Raw genomic sequence first — 21,996 nt, forward strand, 5'->3', positions numbered from 1 at the left:
GGGTCTTTGGCTCAGCTGGCGGCATGAGGCCGCAGAGATTTCATCATGACACTGGAGAGGAAGCACCATGTCGAATCTGCATGATTCCGCGCAGCGCTACGGTGCTGTTACGCGCTGGCTGCACTGGGGGATGGCGGTACTGCTGGGCTGGCAATTCTTGACCGTACTGGCGCACACCCTGATAGAAGAAAGCGCCTTGGATAAATTCCTCTGGGGCACGCACAAGGCGACGGGGCTGTTGCTCATGGTGCTGGTGGTGCTGCGCCTGCTCTGGGCGCTGTACAGCAGCAGCCGTCGGCCTGCGCCAGTCAGCACGCTGGCACGTTTCGGCCATCGGGCATTATACGGTCTGCTGTTCGTGATCCCCTTTATCGCTCTGCTGCGCCAGTACGGCTCAGGCCGGGAGTTCGTCGCCTTCGGCATGACCATCATGCCGGGGTTCAGTGACGGCAAGATCGATTGGATGATCGCGCCCGCCAGCTTGCTGCACGGCAATCTGGGCTGGCTGTTGTTGTTCATGGTGATTGGTCATGCGGCGATGGCCTTCGTCCATCGCCGTCAGGGCGGTGAAGACGTATTGGCCCGTATGATCGGTCGTTGATCTGGCTACATATAGCGAATGTCTTACACACCGTGGCGGTAAGCGTCGCTTTTGCCCTGTCGGTCCGGGCAGTAATCTACACACATCCCCTGCAGCGATGGAGCGCTGAGGATCAAGGAAGATGACCAGGCCAAGATGGCTACCGACAGGATGTCGGATGGTTGGGAGGAAACCCGCTTCGGCGGGTTTTTTGTTGCCTACGATTTTTATACTGTGCCGGCGTCTTCACTTCTCCTTGCCGATGAATGCCAGCAGCGCGAGCAGCGGCAGGCCTGCCGCCAGCAACGCCGTGCCTGACCAACCGAAGCGTTCGTAGATCGGGCTGGCCAGTGCCGAGCCGATGGCGCCACCGACGAAGATGCTGGTCATGTACAGCGCATTGAGCCGCGCGCGGCTCTGCGGCTCGAGGGCGTAGATGCTGCGTTGACCCAGCACCATGCTCATCTGCACCGCGAAATCCAGCATGATGGCGGTGACGACCAGGCCGATCCAGCCCAGCCCGGCATTGAGCAGATTGGGGGCAAAGGCCAGTGGCGCGAGGATCAGCGCCACCAGGCTGGCGCGCCAGGTATGGCCGGCATCGGCCAGGCGTCCGGCGATAGGCGCTGCAACCGCGCCGATGGCGCCGGCAAGGGCGAACAGGGCGATGTCCTGCTGGCTCAAACCGAGGTGGCGCGACAGCTCCAGCGGCGCCACTGTCCAGAACAGACTGAAGCTGGCGAACATCAGGCCCTGATAAAGCGCGCGGCGACGCAGTGTCGGGTAGCGGCGCAGCAGGTGGACGAGCGATGCCAACAGTTGCCCGTAGCTGGCGCGGTGGCTGGGGGCGTGGCGCGGGATGGTGGTGGCGATCACCAGTGTAATCAGCAGCATCAGGGCGGCAGCCATCAGGTAGACCGCGCGCCAACCGAATTCACCGGCTACCAGACTGGCCAGCGGCCGCGCCAGCAGGATGCCCAGCAACAGGCCGCTCATGATGTTGCCCACCACGCGGCCACGGCTGGCTTCCGGTGCCAGGTTGGCCGCCAGGGGAATCAGCATCTGTACCGAAACCGAGCTGAGACCGATCAGCAGTGCCAGGCCAAGAAACACATCCGGCTGACTCGCGAAGGCCGCCGCCAACAGGCAGAGAAGCGCTGCCGCGGTGGTGATCAGCATCAGCCGACGGCTTTCCAGCAGGTCAGCCAGGGGTACCAGAAACAACAGACCGAGGGCATAGCCGATCTGCGTCAGCGAAACGATCAGGCTGGCGCGCTCGGCGCTGAGGCCGACGTCCGGGGCGATCAGCTCGATGATCGGCTGGGCGTAATAGAGGTTGGCGACGATGGCGCCGCAGCAAAGGGCGAACAGCAGCACCAGTGCCTGCGGCAGGGCTGGCGACTCGCTCGTCAGTGAGGAGGTCTGGCTAGTCATGATGAATCTCGATGAGAGGAAACGACAGGCGCAAGGTTAGGCAGCTAACGCCTGGCGGAGAATCCATCGAGCCGGCAACGCTGCGTTGCGCGCCATGCAAAAGCTCTCAGCCTTGCAGCAATCCCTGGAGAAACTCGCTGAACGCGGCGATGCGCTTCGAACCCCGATGGTTCGGCAGGTAAAGCAGGTGAATAGTGCCTTCGTGCGGGCCGGGTGCGACTTCGTAGTCGGGCAGCAGGCGTTGCAGCTTGCCACTGTCCACATCGTCGCGTACCAGCCAGTCCGACAGCAGAGCGATACCCTGACCATCCAGCGCGGCCTGACGCAGGATATCGGCGTTGTTGCTGCGCAGGCGTCCGCTGACCGGCACCTGCACGGTCGTTCCCTCCTGCTCGAAGCGCCAGTAGTGCGCCGGGCTGCCGTAGTCGTACTGCAGGCAGGCGTGCGCCTGCAGTGTGTCCGGATGGTCGATGGGCGAGGTGCGAGCCAGATAATGTGGACTCGCTACCAGCCAGCGGCGAAAGCTGCCGACACGCTGACTGACCACGTCGTCGCTGACGATGGAAGAACCCAGGCGCAGCGCCAGGTCGACCCGTTCGCTGAGCAGGTCGACCACTTCGTCGGTCACGCGCAGGGTCAGCTCCAGTTGCGGGTGGCGCTCCAGCAGTTCGCCCAGGCGTGGGGCGATGATGCGCCGAGCGAACTCCACCGGCACGCTTACCGCCAGACGACCACGCACCTCTTCGCCGTTGTCGGTCACGGCGGCATCGGCCTCGTCGAGTGCGTCGAGGATGGCCAGGGCACGTTCGAAATACTCGCGTCCGGCCTCGCTGACGCTGATCTGCCGTGTGTTGCGGTTGAGCAGCACGCAGCCCAGCTCCTGTTCCAGGGCGTTGACCGCGCGGGTCACCGACGAGGTGGCCAGGCCCAACTGCCGCGCCGCAGCGGAAAAACCACCGCAGCGAACGGTGGCGACGAAGGTGCGCAGAGCCAGCAGTTTGTCCATGGGAACGCCTGAAGTGCCGATCAGCCTGAAGCTTGCGCGATTGGCCGGCTCGCTGCCAAGCACTGCGTGGCGCCCTGGGCCTTGCGCGTGTACCACAGTACACGGCTCACGCCACGGGTGATGGCCACGTAGGCCAGGCGCCGGGCTTCGTCCTGCATGGCCTGGTCGTAGCTGCCAGCGAAGAAGCCACAATGGGCGTAGAGCGCGTTGCGCAGCGGGTGTTTATCCGTCGGCAGGCAGTCGTCGAGGATGATCGCCACCTCGGCCTGCAGACCCTTGGCGCGGTGGATGGTCAGGGTTTTTACCGGCAGCGCCTTGTCCAGATGCGCGCGCACCTGCTGCAGCGGCTCGTTGCGTCGGCTGAGCAGCAGCACAGCGGTGCGATCGGCGTTGGGGCGTTGGCTGACGTGCTGGCACTGCGCGCTGATTTCCTTGAGCAGCGCCGGCAGGCCGCTGGCCAGGTTGAAGCGCTGGATCAGCCTGACGCCATGGTCGCCCGGCTGCATTGCCTTGGCCGCGACGCAGGTCTTGGCCTGCTTGCTGTGTACCTCGGCCAGCACTTTCTCACCGTCGCGGATCACCGGCTCGATGCTGCGGTAGTTGGTGCCCAGCAGCAGGGTGGTGCTTTTGCCGCGTCCACGGCTGGGGAAGTGGCGGTCGAAGTCGATGAACAGCTCCGGCGAGCTGCCGCGCCAGCCGTAGATCGACTGCCAGTCGTCGCCGATGGCCATCAGGCTGATGCGTTCGCCCGCCGCGTGCAGGCGGCGATGCACGGCCTGCAGCCACAGCACGATCTGCGGCGAGATGTCCTGGAATTCGTCGATCAGCAGGTGGCTCAGGGCAAGCAGGGCGGGGCCGGGTTTTCCATTGTCGGCGTTTTGCAGTCGCTCGCTCAGCTGCGCGAACGCGCCGTTGAAGCTGATCAAGCCCTTGCTCTGTAGCTGCGCGCTGAAGTGCTGGTGAAAGCGCTGCATGGCCTCGATGAAATCACGCTCGCGGGGCGCGCAGCCCAAGGCCTTCACGTCCAGGCGCTCGAGACGAATCCCCAGGCTCTCGGCGAAGCCGATCTGCCCGTGTAGCAGCTCGAACAGCGGTAGGGCAGCGAATTCACCGGGCAGTTTGCAGGCGTCCAGTGGTGCCTTGGCCTTGCTTTGTGGCGGCTCCTCGGGCGGCGGCAGCTTGAGCAGGCGGTGAGTCAGGGCGCGAAAACGGGCGTCCTCCGCGTAGGCGTTTTGGTAGGCCTGCTTGAGCAGGCGCTGCTGCGCGGGACGCAGGCGTCCGCCGGCGAGCGGGTTGTCCGGTTCGTCGCTGGGATCGTCCAGTTGCTCGAACCAGCGCGGGTTGCCCAGGCTTTCCTTGGCCAACGTCGCCATGGCGGCGTGGAAGGTGCGCACGCATTGGCGCGCATCGTGCGGGTAGTGCCAGAAGTCGAGCAGGCGTTGCAGTCGCTCGCGCAGCTCGTGGCAGGAGGCGTTGGTGAAGGAGATCACCGTCAGGCGTTTCGGCTCGACCTCCAGGTGGCAGAGCAGGAACACCACGCGCAGTACCAGGGTGCTCGACTTGCCCGAGCCGGCGCCGGCGAAGATGCGCGCCAGCGGGGCGCGGCAGAAGATCATCGCCCACTGTTCGTCCGACGGTGCACCGATCAGCCCGGCGCTCACCGCTTGGGCCACGCGCTCACGCATGGCCTGTACCTGGGCGTCTTCGATCTTAAGCCGAGTGGCGGGGTAGATGCCGGCGGGGCCAGGCTTGCCGCTGGCGGCCTTGCGAGTGCCGGCTTTCTTGTTGCCGGCGGACTTCTTCTTGCTCTGCTTGCGTATGGGCTTGCGCGGTTGCGCGGCTTCGCGCTCGGCACGCAGATAGGCGGTGGTGCGGGGGAAGTAGCGGGCTAGGGCGCTGGACAGCAGTTGTTTGTAGCGCGCGACGGCGGAAAGCATGCGGTGAGAATTACCTGACAGATAAAGTCCGCATGATAAAGCCTGCAGCGCGATGGCAGGCAGTGATGGCGCAGCGATAAATGCGCAACTTTGTGCAAGCGCCTGGCGCATATCGCTTCCAGACTGTGCTCAGTCTTGGGAGATTCTCGATGAACCTGTCGCTTTACCTGCTGACCGTACTGATCTGGGGCACGACCTGGATCGCCATCAAATTTCAGATGGGCGAGGTGGCCGTCGCCGCCTCCATCGCCTATCGCTTCGCCCTGGCCTCAGCAGTGCTGTTCGCCATGCTCTGGTTCAGCGGCCGCCTGCAGCCGCTGGATCGCCGTGGCCAGGGCATTTGCCTGGTGCAGGGGCTGTGCCTGTTCTGCCTCAACTTTCTGTGCTTCTACACCGCCAGCCAGTGGATACCCAGTGGCCTGATCGCGGTGATCTTCTCCACTGCCACGCTGTGGAACGCGATCAATGCACGGTTGTTCTTCAAGCAGCGCATCGCCGCCAACGTGTTGCTCGGTGGCGCGCTGGGGCTGGTCGGCCTTGGCTTGCTGTTCTGGCCGGAGCTGGCCGGGCACGAAGCCAGCCGCGAGAGCCTGATTGGTATCGGTCTGGCAGTGCTCGGCACCTTGTTCTTCTCGGCTGGCAACATGCTCTCCAGCTTGCAGCAGAAGGCCGGCCTCAAACCGCTGACCACCAACGCCTGGGGCATGCTCTATGGCGCGCTGATGCTGGTGGGCATCTGCCTGGTCAGCGGTACGCCGTTCGCCTTCGAGTGGAACGCGCGCTACGTCGGCTCGCTGCTGTACCTGGCGATTCCCGGCTCGGTGATCGGCTTCACTGCCTACCTGACCCTGGTCGGGCGCATGGGCCCGGAGCGCGCGGCCTATTGCACGGTGCTGTTCCCGGTAGTGGCGCTGAACATCTCGGTGTTCCTTGAGGGCTACCAATGGACGACCCCGGCGCTGCTCGGCCTGGGTTTGGTGATGCTGGGTAATGTGCTGGTGTTTCGCAAACCCAAACCGGTGCTTGCTGAGGCCAGAGCCTAAGTGCGGCCAACCCGGTAAGGTGCGCCGTGCGCACCGTCGATCAGCTCCCGCGAATCAGCTTGCGCAGCATAAAGCGATTGGGATGGCTGGCCTCCGCTACCTCGCGTGGCACTGGCAGCGGCTCGTCCTCTAGCCAGGCGGCGATCAGCTCGCCTGACAGTGGCGCGGTGATCAAGCCACGTGAGCCGTGGCCACTGTTGATGTATAGGCCGTGCAGCCAGGGGCAGGGGGCATCCGGCACCTGGCGGGCGTCCTTGGCCAGTACCGCATAGGTCTCGGTAAAGGCTTCGGCATCAGCCAGCGGCCCGACTATCGGCAGGTAGTCGGGGCTGGTGCAGCGGAACGCGGCGCGGCCTTTCAGCGTTGCGGGGTCGACATGCTCGGCCTGCAGGCGCTCGGCCAGGTCAGTGGATATCTCCCGAAGTAGCTCCAGGTTGCCGGCGTGCTCGGCGACGCTGGGCGTGAGGTCGTAGCTGTGGAAATCGAAGCTGGCGCCCAGAGTGTGTTCGCCTTCGCGCGGTGGGGCGACGTAGCCTTCGGCGCAGACCACGGTGCGCAATTGACTGCTGAGCGAGTTGGCCGGCAGGCGGCTGATCTGCCCGCGAATGCGCTTGAGCGGCAGGTTGGTATCCGGCAGCAGGCGGGAAATTTCAGCGGCACAAGCCAATACCAGTACCGGTGCTTCGGCCAGTACGCCGCTCTGCCCGTCGACGTGCCAGCGATCATTGTGCCGACTTAGGCTCAGCGCCTCCTGATAGGGACGTAGCTCGATCAGCGGGTGTTGCACCAATTGCCGGCACAGCGCCGGCGGGTGCACCCAGCCAGCATCCGGGTAGAACAGGCCGCCGGCCGGTAGGCCGATGCCGGCCTGCTGCTCGGCTTCATCCTTCGTTAGCGCATGCAGCAGATCATTCGGGAAGGCCGCAGCCAGCTTGCTCTGGCGCTCGGCTTCCTTGGTGTCGAAGGCCAGTTGCAGCACGCCGCAGGCATCCCAATCGACGCCACGCTGCAGGCGTTCGAGCAGGCGGCGGGTGTGGCCGAAGCCGGCGACGATCAGCTGCGACAGTGCGGTGCCGTGAGCCGACAGTTTCAGGTAGAGCACGCCCTGGGGATTGCCGGATGCCTCGCGGGCAACATCGTCATGCCGCTCCAGCACAGTCACGCGCCAGCCGCGCGCGGCCAGGCTGGCGGCCGTGGCGCAGCCGGCCAGGCCGGCGCCGATCACCACTGCGTGTTTTTCCTGAAGGCGAGCGGGGCGGGCGAACCAGGGCTTGCCGATAGTTTGCGGCCCACCGATGAACTGCCCTTTAGCCACCTCCCATTTCTTGCCCAGGCCGGGCACGCGTTTCATCTTGAAGCCGGCTTCATTCAGTGCGCGCCGTACCCGGCCGGCGCTGGAAAATGTGCCGATGGTGGTGCCGGGGGCCGACAGGCGCGCCAGTTCGGCGAACAGCTCGGGTGTCCACATCTCAGGGTTCTTCGCCGGGTTGAAACCGTCGAGAAACCAGGCGTCGATGCGCGCATCCAGTTGCGGCAATTGCTCCATCACGTCGCCGATCAACAGCGTCAGCACCACCCGACCACCGGCCAACAGCAGGCGCTGGAACCCGGGGTGAATGGCGCGGTATTGAGTCAGCAGTTCTGCGCTGAACGGTGCCAGCTCTGGCCACAGGGCCATTGCGCGCTGCAGGTCGTCGTGATGCAGCGGATATTTTTCGACACTGACGAAGTGCAGGCGCGCGTCAGCGGGCGCCTGTTGCTCGAACAACTGCCAGGCGCAGAGGAAATTCAGCCCGGTGCCGAAACCCGTCTCGCCGACGTTCAGGCATTCGCCGTCGGCGAGAGCGGCGAAACGCGCTGCCAGCTCGTTGTTGGCGAGGAAGACGTAACGCGTCTCTTCCAGGCCGTTTTCCTGGGAGAAATAGATGTCGCCGTAGCTGCGCGACAGAGGCTGGCCGCGCTCGTCCCAGTCGAGCTGGGCGTGATGGGTGTCTGACATGGCTGGGGTCCGCTGGATCGTCCGGCGATTCTACCGTGCACAGGTGCCATGGCGCTGGTGTCAGCGGGCAAAGCATTGGATGTTCCGTTAGGCTGTGAGGATCATTCCAGGGAGGTTGCTTTATGTTCGAGTCCGCCGAAATCGGCCGCAGTATCGACAAGGCCACGTTCGAGGCCGAAGAGCCGGCGCTGCGCGAGGCGCTGCTGGAGGCGCAGTACGAGCTCAAGCAGCAGGCGCGTTTTCCGGTGATCGTGCTGATCAACGGCGTCGAGGGCGCCGGCAAGGGCGAGACGGTGAAACTGCTCAACGAGTGGATGGACCCGCGGCTGATCCAGGTCAGCACCTTCGATATCCAGACCGATGAAGAACTGGCGCGGCCGCCGGCCTGGCGTTACTGGCGCCAACTGCCGCCGAAAGGGCGTATGGGCGTGTTCTTCGGCAACTGGTACAGCCAGATGCTGCAGGGCAGGGTGCACGGCAAGTTCAAGGACGCGGTGCTGGACCAGGCCATCGATGGCGCCGAGCGCCTGGAACGCATGCTCTGCGATGAAGGCGCGCTGATCTTCAAGTTCTGGTTTCACCTGTCCAAGCAGCACATGAAGGCTCGACTGGAGGCGCTCAAGGACGATCCGCTGCACAGTTGGCGCATCAGCCCGCTGGACTGGCAGCAATCGAAGACCTACGACAAGTTCGTGCGCTACGGCGAGCGCGTGCTGCGCCGCACCAGCCGCGATTACGCGCCCTGGTACGTGGTCGAGGGCGTCGATCACTATTACCGCAGCCTCACCGTCGGGCGCATCCTGCTCGAAGGCTTGCAGGCAGCATTGGCTAATCCGCAACGCACCCAGCTGCAACCGCATGCCGCGCCGCTGGTTTCCAGCCTGGACAATCGCGGCTTGCTGGCCAGCCTGGATATGACCCAGGCCCTGAGCAAGGACGACTACAAGGAGCAACTGGCTACCGAGCAGGCGCGTCTGTCCGGGCTGATGCGTGACAAACGCATGCGCAAGCACGCGCTGATCGCGGCATTCGAAGGCAACGATGCCGCCGGCAAGGGCGGCGCCATCCGTCGTGTCACCGGCGCGCTCGATCCGCGCCAGTACCGCATCGTGCCGGTGGCGGCGCCGACCGAGGAAGAGCGCGCTCAGCCCTATCTATGGCGCTTCTGGCGGCACATTCCGGCGCGCGGTAAGTTCACCATCTTCGACCGCAGCTGGTATGGCCGTGTGTTGGTGGAGCGGGTCGAGGGCTTCTGCAGCCAGGCCGACTGGCTGCGCGCCTACGGCGAGATCAACGATTTCGAGGAGCAACTGGCCAATGCCGGAGTGATCCTGGTGAAGTTCTGGCTGGCCATCGACCAGCAGACGCAGCTGGAGCGCTTCAATGAGCGCGAGGAGATTCCGTTCAAGCGCTTCAAGATCACTGAAGAAGATTGGCGCAACCGTGACAAGTGGGACGACTACGCCGACGCTGTGGGCGACATGGTCGACCGCACCAGCACCGAGATCGCGCCCTGGACGCTGATCGAGGCCAACGACAAGCGCTTCGCCCGGGTCAAGGTGCTGCGCACCATCAATGAGGCCATCGAGGCGGCGTTCGCCAGGGATTGAAGCGTTAATCGCGGCTAAAGCCGCTCCTACGAGTCGTCGCCATCGGCAGGAACGTGGGAGCGGCTTCAGCCGCGATGCTTTTGTATCGTTCCCGGTGGCGCCGACATCGTCCCGTATACGCCAGATCAATGATGGTCGCACCCGGGGATCGGCTGGATTTATCTTCACGCCATTCGCCATCCAATAACAACGAGGTGCGTCATGCGTGAAGTGGTGATCGTCGATAGCGTCCGGACTGGCCTGGCCAAGTCTTTCCGCGGCAAGTTCAATATGACCCGGCCAGACGACATGGCCGCTCACTGCGTTGATTCGCTGCTGGTGCGTAACGGCATCGACCCGAAGCTGGTCGATGACTGCATCGTCGGTGCCGGCTCCAACGAGGGCGCGCAGGGCATGAACATCGGTCGCAATGTCGCCGTGCTATCGCGACTGGGCAATCCGGTGGCGGGTATGACCCTCAACCGCTTCTGCTCCTCGGGCCTGCAGGCCATCGCCATCGCTGCCAACCAGGTGGCATCCGGCTGCAGCGACATCATCGTCGCTGGCGGTGTCGAGTCCATCACCATGACCCTGAAAAGCATGAACATGGACAACCTGTTCAACCCGCTGCTGCAAAAGGACAACCCCGGCATCTACTACCCCATGGGCAAGACTGCCGAGATCGTCGCCAACCGCTACGGCATCACCCGCGAAGCACAGGACGCCTACGCCCTGCAAAGCCAGCAGCGCACCGCGCGGGCTCAGGCCGAAGGCCTGTTCGCCGATGAAATAGTGCCGATGACGGTGAAGTATCAGCTCGAAGACAAGGCCACCGGCGAGAAGAAGATCGTCGACGGTGTGGTGGAGGCCGATGACTGCAACCGCCCGGATACCACCATCGAATCCCTGGCCAAGCTGCAACCGGCATTCGACCCGGCTGGTAGCGTGACGGCCGGCAACGCCTCGCAGCTTTCCGACGGCGCTTCCATGACCCTGGTGATGAGCCTGGAAAAAGCGCTGGAGCTGGGCCTGACGCCCAAGGCCTATTTCCGCGGTTTCACCGTGGCCGGTTGCGAGCCGGACGAGATGGGCATCGGCCCGGTGTTCTCGGTGCCCAAGCTGCTCAAGGTTAAGGGCCTGAGTGTGACCGACATCGACCTGTGGGAGCTCAACGAGGCGTTCTCTTCGCAGTGCCTGTACTGCCGCGATACGCTCGGGATCGACAACGATAAGTACAACGTCAACGGCGGTTCCATCTCCATCGGCCACCCGTTTGGCATGACCGGCTCGCGCCAGGTCGGCCATCTGGTGCGTGAGCTGCAGCGCCGCGAACTGCGCTACGGCATCGTCACCATGTGCGTTGGCGGCGGCATGGGTGCCACGGGGCTGTTCGAGGCGTATCGCGGCTAAACGTAGGGTGCGCTGTGCGCACCGGGTGGTTTCCCGGTTGTTGGCGGTGCGCACGGCGCACCCTACGGTTTGAACGATGCGCTGTTTATACTCGCGCTCTGCCCAGTGGACGGAGCGCCTGCCGATGCCCTTTGCCGAAAACCTCATCGCCTTCACCTTGGCTGCCACGCTGCTGACCCTGACGCCGGGGATCGACACGGCGCTGGTGTTCGTACCGCTGCGGTCGAGGGTCGGCAGCAGGCGTTTCGTGCCTCGCTTGGCATCAATGCCGGCTGCCTGCTCTGGGGCGCGGCGGTGGCTTTCGGCCTCGGCGCGCTGCTGGCGGTTTCCGAATTCGGCTACAACCTCCTCAAGTATTGCGGTGCGGCGTATCTGGCCTGGCTCGGGCTGAACATGCTGCTGCGCCCGCGTACCTCGCTGGCGCCTGCTCAGGCGAGTGATACCACTGGCGCCAACTGGTTCCTGCGTGGCCTGTTGGGCAATGTGCTCAACCCCAAGGTAGGGATTTTCTACGTGTCTTTTCTGCCGCAGTTCATTCCGCAGGGGCAGCCGCTGATCGCCTGGACATTCGGTCTGGTGGGCATCCATGTGGCGCTCAGCCTGGTCTGGGCGCTTTTGCTGATCGGCGCTACCCAGCCGCTCGGCCACTGGCTGCGGCGTACGGCGGTGATCAAATGGATGGATCGCAGCACGGGGCTTATCTTCGTCCTCTTCGCCGCGCGTCTGGCCTTGAGCCGGCGCTGAGTCCGGACGTGGCCTCGTCATGAGGTACGCTGCGTCGGTGTAACAGAAAACCAGGCGGTGACGATGGATCGGTTTCAGGAAATGAGGGTGCTGCTGGCAGTGACCGAGGCCGAAAGCTTCGCCGGTGGCGCCAAGCTGCTGGGCATTTCGCCGCCTAGCGTGACCCGCGCCGTCGCGGCGCTGGAAGCGCGCCTCGGCACGCTGTTGCTGGCGCGCAGCACGCGCAGCCTGCGTTTGACCGAGGCCGGCCAGCGTTATGTCGAGGACTGTCGACGCATCCTGCTGGAGCTGGAAGAAGCCGAGGAACTGGCCGCCGGTGGCAGTGTGCGCCCGCGTGGACGACTCACCGTGACGGCGCCGGTGATGTTCGGTGAGCTGTTCCTGATTCCACGCATCGCCCAGTACCTCGACACCCACCCGGATGTGGAGGTCAATGCGCTGCTGGTCGACCGCGTGGTGAACATGATGGAGGAGGGCATCGACGTGGCCGTGCGCATCGGCTCGCTGCCCGAGGGCGATCACCCTGCATTGCAGGTCGGGCAGATTCGCCCGGTGGTGTGCGCCTCACCAGATTTTCTCGACCGCGTCGGGCGTCCGCGCCACCCGGATGAGCTGCGCGATTCGCCCATCGTCATGTCCAGCGCCAGCACCCTGCTGTCGCACTGGCAGTTCGTCGGCGCCGACGGTCCGTTCGGCTTCATGCCGCAGCCGCGCTTCACTGTCAGCTCCAACCAGGCGGCGATCAGTGTAGCGCGGTTGGGCTGGGGTTATACCCGCGTGCTGTCCTACCAGGTGGCCGCTGCGGTGGCGCGCGGCGAGATCGAACTGGTACTCGAAGCGTTCGAGCCACCCGCCTTGCCGGTACACATCATTCACCAGGGCGGCCGCCAGGTGTCGGCCAAGGTGCGTACGTTCGTCGACCACTGCGCCGCCAGTTTTCGCGCCGATCCAGCGCTGCGCGCGGCCGGAGCCGCGCCTGTGTCATGAGTCATCACCGCGAGATGCAGGTCTTCCTCGTCGTGGCCCAGGCGGGCAGCCTGGCCGCTGCTGCTCGCCAGTTGCAGCTGTCGCAGGCCACGGTGATGCGTACCGTAGCTGCGCTGGAAAGTCGTCTGGACAGCACCTTGCTACTGCGCGGGCCACGCGGTGTGAGCCTGAGCGCGGCGGGTGCGACTTTCGCCGATAGCTGTCAGCGCATCCTGCAGCGGGTTGAGGAGGCCGAGCGCTCGGTGGCCGGCCTGCATGCCAGCCCCGTCGGACAACTGAACCTGGCCCTGCCGCTATTGATGACGCATCAGGTGCTGACCCCCATCGCAGTCGACTACCTGGAGGCATTTCCCGAGGTGAGCCTGGCTACCTTGGCGCGCGAGGAGCCGCCCAGGTTGCTGGAGGAGGGCATCGACCTGGCCGTGGTGGTCGGCCATCTGCCCAGTTCGTCCGGCTTTGCCGTGCCGCTGGGATGGGCGCGACCGCTGGTCTGTGCGACACCTGACTATCTGCAGCGCTGGGGCTGGCCCGCAAGTCCGCAAGCCCTGCATGTGCACCGCACCATTGGCCGCTCTTCGACCGGTCATGCGGGGGAATGGCGTTTTGCGGACGGTGCGGTGAAGCTCGCGCCGCGATTGACCTGCAGCACGCCGCAGGCTGCGATCCGCGCAGCGCTCGCCGGTTTTGGCCTGACCCGCTGCCTGAGCTACGAGGCCTATCAGGAGTTGCAGAGTGGGCAGTTGCAGGCGGTGCTGGAAAGCTTCGCCGCAGCGCCTTTGCCGGTGCAGCTGTATTACCGCGAAGGACGCCGGGCGGCAGGACGGGTACGTAGCTTCCTCGACTTTGCCGTGCCGCGCCTGCGTGCTCATCCGGCGTTTCAGGCCTGACGTGAGAAAATTGCAGAAAGTGAAATAGTGGATTGTTCTTTGTGGTGATTCTTATCGAGATTGGATGAGGCCAACATGGCCCCATCGTCGCGAAGGTCAGTCGTCTCGCGGTGACCTTATCCAATCACGCTCGAAGGAGTCATCGCCATGTCCCGTCCCGCCATCAAGCTGTACAACTTCCCGCGCTCCGGCCATGCCCACCGTGCCGAGCTGATGCTCTCGCTGCTGCAATTGCCCACCGAGCTGATCTTCGTCGACCTGGCCAAGGGCGAGCACAAGACCCCCGAGTTCCTTGCCCTCAACCCCTTCGGCCAGGTACCGGCGATCGATGACGGCGGCACCATCATCAGCGACTCCAACGCCATCCTCGTCTACCTGGCCAAACGTTACGGCAACGACGACTGGCTGCCGCAGGAGCCTGCTGCTGCTGCCCGCGTGCAGCGCTGGTTGTCGGTGGCCGCCGGTTTGGTAGCGTTCGGCCCCGCAGCTGCGCGCCTCGTCACCGTATTCGGCTACTCGTTCAACACCGAAGAAGTGATCAATCGCGCCCATGCGCTGTTCACCGTGATGGAAGGCGAGCTGGGCGAAACCCCATTCCTCACCGGCGACAAGCCGAGCATCGCCGATGTCGCCAACTACTCCTACATTGCCCACGCGCCGGAGGGCAACGTCTCGCTGGAACCCTATCCGAACATCCGCGCCTGGCTGGCACGCATCGAGGCACTGCCGGGTTTCGTACCGATGCCGCGTACCGCCGCCGGTCTGCAAGCCTGAGTCGCAGGGCGCCTCTAAAAACTACCTGCGTTGCCATCACTGCGTTAAAAACGAGCTCAAACTGCTCATTTACAGCACGTAAACTCCGCGTTTTCGCTTGTTTTTGCCTTGCGCTGGCTGCCTCGCCTACGTTTTTAGAAGCGCCCTACAGCCGCTGCCGGGATCACTCGGCAGCTTCTTGCGTGGAGGACAGAACATGCAACAGCTCCCCAGCCATCGGCACTCGCCCTGGCATGCCGGTGAAAAGCAACTGCAGGAAAAGGTCGGCGTCGGCGAACGCATGGAAGTGCTCGGACAGAAGGTGATCCGCGACTACATGCCGGATCAGCATCGCGAGTTCTACCATCAGTTGCCGTTCATGATCGCGGGTGCTGTGGATGGCGCAGGCCAGCCCTGGGCCACGTTGATCGAGGGCGAGGAGGGTTTCGTCACCTCGTCCGATCCACGTCAGCTGTCGTTCGACTTGGCCGCCATGGCGCTCGACCCGCTCGATCCGGCCACTGCCGGCCTGGGCAGCGGCGAGGCCATCGGCCTGCTTGGCATCGAGCTGCATTCGCGGCGGCGCAATCGCATCAACGGGCATATTCATCAGGCCTCGGCACAGCGTCTGGACGTCACCGTGGAGCATTCCTTCGGCAATTGCCCGCAGTACATCCAGCTGCGCCATTACCGCCGCGTACCTGAGCGGGGCATCGAGCGCCTGGCAGCGACCGAACTGGATGCGCGTACTGCCGAGATGATCCGTAGCGCTGACACCTTCTTCGTCGCCAGTTACGTCGAGCATGCCGATGGCCGCCGCTCGGTGGACGTCTCGCACCGGGGCGGTCGCGCTGGCTTCGTGCGGGTAGAGGGCAATCGCCTGACCATTCCCGACTACGCCGGCAACCTGTTCTTCAACACCCTGGGCAACCTCAGCGTCAATCCGCGCGCCGGCCTGCTGTTCGTCGACTTCGCCACGGGTGACGTGCTGCAACTGGGCGGACGCGCCAAAATCCTTCTCGACAGCCCGCTGATCAACCTCTTCGAGGGTGCCGAACGGCTATGGACCCTCGACGTCGAGCAGGTGGTGCTGCGTCCGGCCGCGACCTCATTGCGTTGGGCCTTCGAGGAATATGCACCGACCAGCCTGATGACCGGCACCTGGGCAGAAACCGATGCGCGCCTGCGCGAGCGTGAGCAGCGCAACAAGTGGCAGCGCTGGCGCGTGCAGCATCAGCAGCAGGAGAGCGCCGATATCCGCTCGTTCGTGCTGGCGCCGGAGCAGGGCGTCGCACCGCGCTTCGCCGCCGGTCAGCACCTGCCCATTCGCATCACCACTGTTACGGGTGAAACCCTGCTGCGTACCTACAGCCTGTCGAGTGCTCCATCGGACGGTCAGTTGCGCATCAGCGTCAAGGCGCAGGGTGTTGTCTCGCGGCACCTGCACGAACAGCTTCAGGTTGGCGATGTGCTGGAAGTGCGTCCGCCACTGGGCAGCTTCACCCTCAACAGTGACACTCATCGGCCGCTGGTGTTGATCGGTGCCGGTGTCGGTATCACGCCGCTGCTGTCGATGCTGCGCGAGCAGGTGGCGCTGGGGCAGGGCAAGCGCATCCATTTCTTCCAGGGGGCACGGACGCTGAGCGACCTGCCGTTCCAGGTCGAGCTGCGCGAGTTGGTGCAACGTGCTGATGGCCTGCTGCGCGTGCATCGTGCCCTCAGTGCACCGGAGCAGGACGCAGTGCTCGGACGCGACTATGAGCAGCATGGACGCATCGGGCTGGAGCAGATCAAGGCGGCGCTGTCGTTCGACGATTACGATTTCTACCTGTGCGGCCCGGCCGCCTTTACCCAGGCGATCTACGATGGCTTGCGCGATCTGAACATCGACGATGCACGCATCCATGCCGAGGCGTTCGGCCCCTCGACCCTGACGCGTCGTACGGACGGGCAGGTGACTGCTTTCGTGCAGCCGCCGGCTGCGACCGAGCCGGTACCGGTGTACTTCACCACTTCGGCCAAGGAAGCACGCTGGATGCCGGAGGGTGGCAGCCTGCTGGAACTGGCAGAAAGCCGGGGCCTGACGCCAGAGTTCAGCTGCCGTGGCGGTTCCTGCGGCACCTGCAAGACGCGACTGATCAGCGGGCAGGTGCATTACCCGAACCCGCCAGCCGAGTTGCCGGAAGGCGATGGCGTGCTGATCTGCTGCGCGGTGCCGGCGCAGGGCGAGCCATTGCAGCTGGATCTCTAGGCTTGTTAGGCCCCGTAGCTCTGGATGCAGGTGCGATTGCGACCTTCGCTCTTGGCGCGATAGAGCTGTTCGTCGGCCCATTGCAGATGCTGCTCCAGGCTGGACGTTGAGGTCGGCAGACGGGTCGCGGCGCCGATGGACAGGCTGACTCTGTCGGCTACGTCTGAGGCAAGGTGTTCGATATCGAGACGTGCAATGGCTGAGTGCAACTGCTCGGCTACGGTCAGAGCACCGGCTTCGTCGGTATCGGGCAGCAGTACGGCGAACTCCTCGCCGCCGAAGCGTCCGAGTAGGTCGTGAGGACGGCGTAAGCTGCCATTCAGGGCCTGAGCGACGTCGCGCAGGCACTGGTCGCCACGCATATGACCGTAGAGGTCGTTGTACTTCTTGAAGTAGTCGACGTCGATCATCAGCAGTGACAGTGGGCGCTGCTCGCGCAAGGCGTGTGCACGGATCGACTCGAAGTGCTCGTCGAAACTGCGCCGGTTTGGGATACCGGTCAGGCCATCGAGCATGGCCATCTCGCGCAGCAAGTCACTCTGCAATTTCAGTTTAAGGTGATTCATCACGCGGGCGCGCACCACCACCGAATGGAACGGCTTGCGGATGTAGTCCACTGCGCCCAGCTCGAAACCAATGGTTTCGTCGTCCTCATGATCCTTGCCGGTAACGAAGATCACCGGGATCTGGCTGGTCTCCGCTGCGGCCTTCAGGCGTCTACAGACTTCATGGCCGTCCATGTCGGCCATGATCACATCGAGCAGGATCAGATCCGGGGCGAGGTCACGGCTCATCGCCAGTGCCTGTTCCCCGCCAGTGCCTGTTCCCCGCTGGTGGCCATGTACACGTCACAATCGTTGCGAAACAACTCGTGCAGCAATCGGATGTTCAACGGCTGATCGTCGACGATTAGCAGTTTAGGACGTTTGTGCAGGTAGGGTTTCAGTCGCTCCAAATCAATCCCCTTCTAGCGATTGGTGTAATACATGAAGCAAGTACTGCGCGCGCTGGAAGTCCAGTGCGTCGATCGCCTGACGGATAGCCTCGAAGTCACTGCGTAGCGTGTCCGGTATCTGCGTAGCCAGGTTTTTCACTGATTCGAGGGCATTCAGGTTGCCCTCCTGCAGTTGCACGTTAAGCGCTTGCAGGGCCGTCGTCCACTGCAAGTCAGCGGCTGCAACAGTAACGGTTTGCTGCGTCATGGCGGTGGACGTGGCGACGGCGAACATCGCCTGCAGACGCTCGCAACTGTCGCGCAGTTGCTGACGTGCTTCATCCAACCAGGCGCCGTCCTCATGAAATGGCCTGGCATCCTCGGCGATCTGCTTTTCCAAGTCGGCGAAGTGCATCGAGAGCTGCTTGGCGCCGATGGTCCCGGAACTGCCCTTGAGGCTATGTAGGCTCCTGAGCATGGCGTTGGTATCACCGTGCTGCTGATGCCCCCGCAACTGATCCAGTTGCTGATGCAGATCGGCAGGAAAGATCTCCAGCATTGAGCGCAACAGCGTAAGGTTTCCGCCGAACCGCCTGAGAATGGCGGTTTGATCCTCGATTGGCTCGCCCACCGCGATGGTGCTGGGTTGTGTAGTTTCCAGGCCGCACCATTGGCGAATCACCGCCACCAGCTTTTCGATGTCGATCGGTTTACCGACATGATCGTTCATACCGGCCGCCAGGCACTGATCACGGTCGGTATTGGAGGCGTTGGCGGTCATGGCGATGATGGGTTGCAACTGGTGCGCTGGATGCAGGCGAATACGCCGGGTAGCTTCCAGACCGTCAATATCCGGCATCTGGATGTCCATCAGGATGGCGTCGAAGGGCGGCTGTGCGGTTTGCGCCAGTTGCACACCTTCCAGTCCACCTTCAGCGAGGCTGACGTCAGCGCCTTCGCCTGCCAGCAGTTCGCTCGCGACCTGGCGGTTAAGCGCGTTGTCCTCGACCACCAGCAAGCGCAAACCCAGCAGACGCTGTCCCAGTTTGTAGCCCGGCACCGGCGTTTCGTCGCTGAGGCCATGGCGCGCCTGGAGGATGCAGGCCACCAACTGGCGCGGCGTGACCGGCTTGGTGAGGAAGCCGGCAAACGGGGCGTCAGCCTCGCCGTAGCGATCGGCCAACACCTCGCGGCCATGAGCGGTGATCATGATCACCGTCGGCGGCGGGCGCTGCGGCGTGGCGCTCTCGCGTATCCGCTGTGCGACTTCCAGGCCGTCCATCCCCGGCATCCGCCAGTCCAGCAGGACGATGTCGTAGGGTTGCTGTGCCTGCTGCACACGCAGCAGAGCGTCGTCGCCGCTGTCCGCGGTTTCGGCATGCCAGCCCAGGTCGAAGATTGTCTGCTGCAGCAATTTCCGCGCGATCATATTGTCGTCGACGATCAGCAGGCGTAGTTGCTGTTGCTCGTCACGCGCGTACCTCAGCGCGTCGGTGCCGTCGCGCACGCCCAGCTCGAGGTCGAACCAGAAGCGACTGCCGACGCCGAGCTCGCTTTCCACGTGCAGGGTGCCGCCCATCAGTTCCACCAGTCGTTTGCATATCACCAGGCCCAGCCCGGTGCCGCCGTAACGGCGGGTGGTAGAGGCTTCCGCTTGGGTGAAACCGTCGAAAATACGTTGCAACTGGTCCTCGCTGATACCGATGCCGGTGTCACTCACGGCGACGCGCAGCTTGACCTGATCGGCTATACGCTGCAGCTGGTGCAGGCTAACTATCACCTGGCCGCTGTGGCTGAATTTCAGGGCGTTGCCGGCCAGGTTGATCAGCACCTGCTGCAGACGCAGGCTGTCGCCCAGTAGCACCGAGGGCAGGGCGGTATCGACGTCGAACATGACCTCGATATCCTTGTCGCCCTGGTTGCCCGCCAGTACCACGGCCAGATTACGCAGCATGGGCTCCAGTTCGAGGTCGTGCAGGTCCAGCTGTAGTTTGCCGGCCTCGATCTTCGAGTAATCGAGAATGTCGTTGAGCAGGCCTAGCAGGGCGTGCGCGGCGCTCTGCGCCTTGAGCACATAGTCGAGCTGGCGCGCATTGAGTTCGGTGGCCTGTACCAGCTGCAGCATGCCCAGCACGGCATTCATCGGTGTGCGAATTTCGTGGCTCATGTTGGCCAGGAAGGCACTCTTGGCCGCGCTGGCGGCGTCGGCTTGTTCCTTGGCATGGCGCAGGCCGGCTTCGAGCTGCAGTTGCGCGGTGATATCGCGGTTGATCCCGGTGATTTTCACCGGATTGCCCTGCTGGTCGCGCTCGACGTGTGCCCCGGGCTGGATGTACAGCACCTGGCCATCGGGCCTTACGATGCGGAAGACGCCGTCGAACGTGCCCCTGCCGGCGATCAGGTCGCGCAGATTCGCCTCGGTGGCCGGTTGGTCTTCAGGGTGAATGCGGTCGTGCCAAAGGCGGTACTCCAGCCCTTGTTCACGCAATTCGAGCGGATAGTCGTAAAGCTCGAACATCCGCTCGTTCCAATGCAGTAGGTTGTCGACGGGGGCCCAGGACCAGATCCCCAGTTCTGCCACCCGTGCCGCCATCGAAACCTGGTCATGGGCGGCCAGGGCCTCGCGGCGCAGGCGTACTTCCTTGGAGAGATCCAGGGCGATCCCCAGGTAGCCGGCGACATTCCCATTCTCATCGCGCATGGCGTTAACCAGCAGGGTCACCGAACGCAGTGAGCCATCCTTGCGCACGTAGGTCCATTCACGGCTATCCGCTTGTTCCAGTTCCGACTTGTGCACAAACACGCGGAAGCCGTTGATCGGCTGAGCGTACTCCTGGCTGAGCTCCTCGCTGTATGCCTGAATCTCTTCGGGCAGGTGGAACATGGCGGGGGTCTGCAGGCCTACGACTTCCTTGGCGTCATAGCCCAGCAGGCGCTCGGCACCACGATTGAACACGCGGATGACCCCCTCGAGATCGGTGGCGATGATGGACACCTCGGACGCTGACTGCAGCACGTTGTTGAGCAGAAGATTGAGCTTGCGCAGTTCCTGGGTTCGTTCGCTGACCTGCTCTTCAAGGTTGGCATTGAGTTCCAGAATGCGGGCTTCGGCGGCCTTCTGTGCAGAAATGTCGCGCACGGTCTTCGACAGACCGATCAGGTTGCCGGTACCGTCGAACAACGGGGATATCGAGATGGACACGTCGACCAGTTGACCATCTTTGCGACTACGCTGAGTGTCGAAGTTTTCCACTTCCCGCTGCGCGGCGATGTACTGCAACGATCTCTGCTCTTCGTGGCGCAGATTCTCTGGAATAGTCAGCCCGAGCAGGTTTTTACCCAGGGTTTCCGCTGCGCTGTAGCCAAAGATACGCTCGGCGCCACGGTTCCAGCTCAGCACTCTTCCGTCGAGATCCTGGCCGATGATGCCGTCGCTCGAGCTTTCCACGATAGCCGCCGAGCGTGCTTGCTCCGTGAGGATTTGTCGGTGGCGCTGACGGCTCACCTGAATCACGCTCATCAGCACTGCCAACAGCAGGCTGAGCAGGGTTCCGGTCAGTGCTGCCATTTGTGGGGAAAGCAGGTTGAGTTGATTGATGAACTCATCCTGCGCATGCAACTCAATCTGCCAGCGTCGTCCGAACACCTCCCGCGTGAGCGCGTGACTGGCGATTTCATCCGTGAATTCTGATTGCGCGTGGTAGCCGAAGAAACCCTGCGGTTGCGTAGCATCGGTGATATCGCTCAACTGCAGGTGCAGACCGTCCCGGTCGAGTTGCAGGCCCTGCATAACCTCCTCTGTGAGCAGGGGCGCGTAACTCCAGCCAATACCCTGAGCCATGCGCGCCTCGACCGTGCTGGGCGTGACCGCACCGCGATAGATGGGCAACAGGATCAGGAAGGACTGCAACGGGCTACCGGTGGCCTGAACCAGAGTAATAGGGCCAGATATCCGCACTTCGCCACTGGCCATGGCGGCCATCGCGGCGCTACTGCGGTTGTGTTCCGAGGCGATGTCGAGCCCTACGGCCTGCCGGTTTCTCTCCACCGGTTCGATGTATTGGATGACGAAGCGCTCGCCATCGTGAGGGATGAACTGGCGGATCTGGAAGTCTGGCATTCCGTCGGCGCGAGCTAGGGCGAGGAAGCTGTCCTGCTGCTGCTCGGGCACCCGGCGAATGAAGCCGAAGCCACGCGCGCCCGGGAATTCGAGGTCGACATCACGCGTCAGGCTGTAGATGCGAAAGCCCTCGCGGGTAATGCCGTGCTCGCCACTCGCCAGCACGGCACCGCGTGCACCGCGTAGGCCGTACTGGTACAGCTCGATGCGCTGGAGCACTGTGTCCGCGGCTCGTTCGGTAGCCTCGACCAGAGCCTGGTCCACCTTTTGCTGGTTGCTTTGTTGCAACACGACGGTAGTCAGTAAGGTGGCGGTCATGCTG

14 protein-coding genes and 1 pseudogene are annotated in these 21,996 nt (G+C 63.7%); 9 read left to right on the forward strand and 6 right to left on the reverse strand.

The features are described from left to right. Positions 1 to 67: 67 nt before the first annotated feature. Complete coding sequence (locus tag RTH74_RS18960; protein WP_316915666.1) at positions 68 to 601, forward strand: cytochrome b/b6 domain-containing protein; 534 nt, start codon at positions 68 to 70, stop codon at positions 599 to 601. 225 nt (positions 602 to 826) lie between these two features. Here RTH74_RS18960 and RTH74_RS18965 read toward each other — a convergent pair whose 3' ends face one another. The 3 genes from RTH74_RS18965 to RTH74_RS18975 all read right to left on the reverse strand — a co-directional run bounded on the left by RTH74_RS18965 (position 827) and on the right by RTH74_RS18975 (position 4,957). Beyond that, positions 827 to 2,014: an MFS transporter gene (locus tag RTH74_RS18965; RefSeq protein ID WP_316915667.1), complete on the reverse strand. Its 1,188-nt coding sequence runs from the start codon at positions 2,012 to 2,014 to the stop codon at positions 827 to 829. 106 nt (positions 2,015 to 2,120) lie between these two features. After that, a complete protein-coding gene (locus RTH74_RS18970; RefSeq protein ID WP_316915668.1) occupies positions 2,121 to 3,020 on the reverse strand; it encodes a LysR family transcriptional regulator in 900 nt (299 codons plus the stop codon). Between the two features lie 20 nt (positions 3,021 to 3,040). Then, positions 3,041 to 4,957, reverse strand: a complete 1,917-nt coding sequence (locus RTH74_RS18975; RefSeq protein ID WP_316915669.1) for a DEAD/DEAH box helicase — start codon at positions 4,955 to 4,957, stop codon at positions 3,041 to 3,043. Between the two features lie 149 nt (positions 4,958 to 5,106). Here RTH74_RS18975 and RTH74_RS18980 point away from each other — a divergent pair, with 149 nt between their 5' ends. Continuing rightward, positions 5,107 to 6,000, forward strand: coding sequence for an EamA family transporter (locus RTH74_RS18980; RefSeq protein WP_316915670.1), 894 nt, complete (start codon positions 5,107 to 5,109; stop codon positions 5,998 to 6,000). 40 nt (positions 6,001 to 6,040) lie between these two features. On the opposite strand, the gene mnmC is transcribed toward RTH74_RS18980, so the two are convergent. Then, the gene (gene mnmC / locus RTH74_RS18985) at positions 6,041 to 7,999 is read right to left on the reverse strand and encodes a bifunctional tRNA (5-methylaminomethyl-2-thiouridine)(34)-methyltransferase MnmD/FAD-dependent 5-carboxymethylaminomethyl-2-thiouridine(34) oxidoreductase MnmC (protein WP_316915671.1); all 1,959 of its coding nucleotides are present in this window, start codon (positions 7,997 to 7,999) and stop codon (positions 6,041 to 6,043) included. Between the two features lie 122 nt (positions 8,000 to 8,121). On the opposite strand from mnmC, the gene pap reads away from it, so the two are divergent. From pap to RTH74_RS19020, 7 genes and pseudogenes are all read left to right on the forward strand, one after another. Next, positions 8,122 to 9,609 carry a polyphosphate:AMP phosphotransferase gene (gene pap, locus RTH74_RS18990; protein WP_125835518.1) on the forward strand — a complete coding sequence of 496 codons (1,488 nt, stop codon included), beginning with the start codon at positions 8,122 to 8,124 and terminating at the stop codon, positions 9,607 to 9,609. Positions 9,610 to 9,810: 201 nt separating this feature from the next. Further along, positions 9,811 to 10,998, forward strand: a complete 1,188-nt coding sequence (locus RTH74_RS18995; protein ID WP_316915672.1) for a thiolase family protein — start codon at positions 9,811 to 9,813, stop codon at positions 10,996 to 10,998. Between the two features lie 124 nt (positions 10,999 to 11,122). Continuing rightward, positions 11,123 to 11,742, forward strand: a pseudogene (locus RTH74_RS19000) (LysE family translocator). A 63-nt stretch (positions 11,743 to 11,805) separates the two neighbouring features. After that, positions 11,806 to 12,729, forward strand: a complete 924-nt coding sequence (locus RTH74_RS19005; RefSeq protein ID WP_099525640.1) for a LysR family transcriptional regulator — start codon at positions 11,806 to 11,808, stop codon at positions 12,727 to 12,729. Further along, on the forward strand, positions 12,726 to 13,616 hold the full coding sequence (locus RTH74_RS19010) for a LysR family transcriptional regulator (protein ID WP_099525639.1): 891 nt from the start codon (positions 12,726 to 12,728) through the stop codon (positions 13,614 to 13,616). Before RTH74_RS19005 ends, RTH74_RS19010 begins: the two co-directional genes overlap by 4 nt. A gap of 147 nt (positions 13,617 to 13,763) precedes the next feature. Then, positions 13,764 to 14,390 carry a glutathione S-transferase gene (locus RTH74_RS19015; RefSeq protein ID WP_316915673.1) on the forward strand — a complete coding sequence of 209 codons (627 nt, stop codon included), beginning with the start codon at positions 13,764 to 13,766 and terminating at the stop codon, positions 14,388 to 14,390. Between the two features lie 196 nt (positions 14,391 to 14,586). Then, complete coding sequence (locus RTH74_RS19020) at positions 14,587 to 16,620, forward strand: pyridoxamine 5'-phosphate oxidase family protein (protein ID WP_316915674.1); 2,034 nt, start codon at positions 14,587 to 14,589, stop codon at positions 16,618 to 16,620. A gap of 5 nt (positions 16,621 to 16,625) precedes the next feature. On the opposite strand, the gene RTH74_RS19025 is transcribed toward RTH74_RS19020, so the two are convergent. Then, entirely contained in the window at positions 16,626 to 17,414 is a 789-nt protein-coding gene (locus RTH74_RS19025) for a diguanylate cyclase (RefSeq protein ID WP_316915675.1), read from the reverse strand. Positions 17,415 to 17,576: 162 nt separating this feature from the next. Next, complete coding sequence (locus RTH74_RS19030) at positions 17,577 to 21,992, reverse strand: CHASE domain-containing protein (protein WP_316915676.1); 4,416 nt, start codon at positions 21,990 to 21,992, stop codon at positions 17,577 to 17,579. Between the last annotated feature and the right edge of the window lie 4 nt (positions 21,993 to 21,996).

The sequence above is a fragment of the Pseudomonas sp. zfem001 genome, assembly GCF_032621725.1.
GTDB lineage: Bacteria > Pseudomonadota > Gammaproteobacteria > Pseudomonadales > Pseudomonadaceae > Aquipseudomonas > Aquipseudomonas sediminis.

Excerpts from the sequence above, each read along its gene's own strand:
- RTH74_RS18960 (WP_316915666.1), top strand. The coding sequence starts at position 68 with ATGTCGAATCTGCATGATTCCGCGCAGCGCTACGGTGCTGTTACGCGC.
- RTH74_RS18965 (WP_316915667.1), bottom strand. The coding sequence starts at position 2,014 with ATGACTAGCCAGACCTCCTCACTGACGAGCGAGTCGCCAGCCCTGCCG.
- RTH74_RS18970 (WP_316915668.1), bottom strand. The coding sequence starts at position 3,020 with ATGGACAAACTGCTGGCTCTGCGCACCTTCGTCGCCACCGTTCGCTGC.
- RTH74_RS18975 (WP_316915669.1), bottom strand. The coding sequence starts at position 4,957 with ATGCTTTCCGCCGTCGCGCGCTACAAACAACTGCTGTCCAGCGCCCTA.
- RTH74_RS18980 (WP_316915670.1), top strand. The coding sequence starts at position 5,107 with ATGAACCTGTCGCTTTACCTGCTGACCGTACTGATCTGGGGCACGACC.
- mnmC (WP_316915671.1), bottom strand. The coding sequence starts at position 7,999 with ATGTCAGACACCCATCACGCCCAGCTCGACTGGGACGAGCGCGGCCAG.
- pap (WP_125835518.1), top strand. The coding sequence starts at position 8,122 with ATGTTCGAGTCCGCCGAAATCGGCCGCAGTATCGACAAGGCCACGTTC.
- RTH74_RS18995 (WP_316915672.1), top strand. The coding sequence starts at position 9,811 with ATGCGTGAAGTGGTGATCGTCGATAGCGTCCGGACTGGCCTGGCCAAG.
- RTH74_RS19005 (WP_099525640.1), top strand. The coding sequence starts at position 11,806 with ATGGATCGGTTTCAGGAAATGAGGGTGCTGCTGGCAGTGACCGAGGCC.
- RTH74_RS19010 (WP_099525639.1), top strand. The coding sequence starts at position 12,726 with ATGAGTCATCACCGCGAGATGCAGGTCTTCCTCGTCGTGGCCCAGGCG.
- RTH74_RS19015 (WP_316915673.1), top strand. The coding sequence starts at position 13,764 with ATGTCCCGTCCCGCCATCAAGCTGTACAACTTCCCGCGCTCCGGCCAT.
- RTH74_RS19020 (WP_316915674.1), top strand. The coding sequence starts at position 14,587 with ATGCAACAGCTCCCCAGCCATCGGCACTCGCCCTGGCATGCCGGTGAA.
- RTH74_RS19025 (WP_316915675.1), bottom strand. The coding sequence starts at position 17,414 with ATGAGCCGTGACCTCGCCCCGGATCTGATCCTGCTCGATGTGATCATG.
- RTH74_RS19030 (WP_316915676.1), bottom strand. The coding sequence starts at position 21,992 with ATGACCGCCACCTTACTGACTACCGTCGTGTTGCAACAAAGCAACCAG.